The organism is Odoribacter sp. AF15-53 (genome assembly GCF_003479425.1).
Classification (GTDB): Bacteria; Bacteroidota; Bacteroidia; order Bacteroidales; family Marinifilaceae; genus Butyricimonas.
The window spans coordinates 1-614 of sequence record NZ_QUHC01000045.1 but is presented as its reverse complement, the minus strand read 5'-3'; the positions used below and the strand labels follow the sequence as shown (position 1 = coordinate 614).

1 protein-coding gene is annotated in these 614 nt (G+C 36.3%); it reads left to right on the top strand.

What is annotated here, in order from left to right:
* Window positions 1-22: 22 nt before the first annotated feature.
* Entirely contained in the window at window positions 23-544 is a 522-nt protein-coding gene (locus tag DWW52_RS20905; protein ID WP_048317453.1) for a hypothetical protein, read from the top strand.
* Window positions 545-614: the final 70 nt, after the last annotated feature.

Below are 614 nucleotides of genomic sequence, written 5' to 3'. Positions count from 1 at the left end.
CATTAGCATCAAATAAAAAAGAATGAAAACAATAAAAGAATTGCTTGATGAAGTCATTGATTTAGAAGGTAAGGTTCAAATAAGCCAAGCTATCGACTTTCATAAGGGAGTGCCTACCCTTGAAAAAGGAGTTTATAGAAATGTCTCTCCTATGTTGAAAATCAGGTATGGGGCATTTGGTAAATGGATTAATGCGACACATGGAGATTGGCTTGATACAAAAGAAATGGAAAGTCCATGGAATGAAGATGAAAAGGATGAACGGTTGATAGGAATTGTTCGCGACATAAAAGCTTCAAAGGATTATTGGGAAGACCATGCTACTGGACTATTTGCGCCAAACAGAATTTCCATTTTTGCAGCAAGCGATAATGGCTATGAAATGATTTGCCTAATATGGTTTGACGGTACAGAAGAACCGGAATTATGGGTATATGATTGCAACGGTGAAAGTCGATATAAAGATTTAGCTGCTTATTTGCAAGCATATATTGATGATGATGTATCAGCTTCTGAAGTAAAGTGGAAATTAGCTGATATGTGATTCTTTTATTAGAAGTGATGCTAACATACACCTTAATCGCCCAAAATGGCGATTAGCTGCCGAACATTAT

What these genes read in the sequence shown, in the direction of transcription:
- DWW52_RS20905 (WP_048317453.1), top strand. Translation starts at nt 23, where the DNA reads ATGAAAACAATAAAAGAATTGCTTGATGAAGTCATTGATTTAGAAGGT.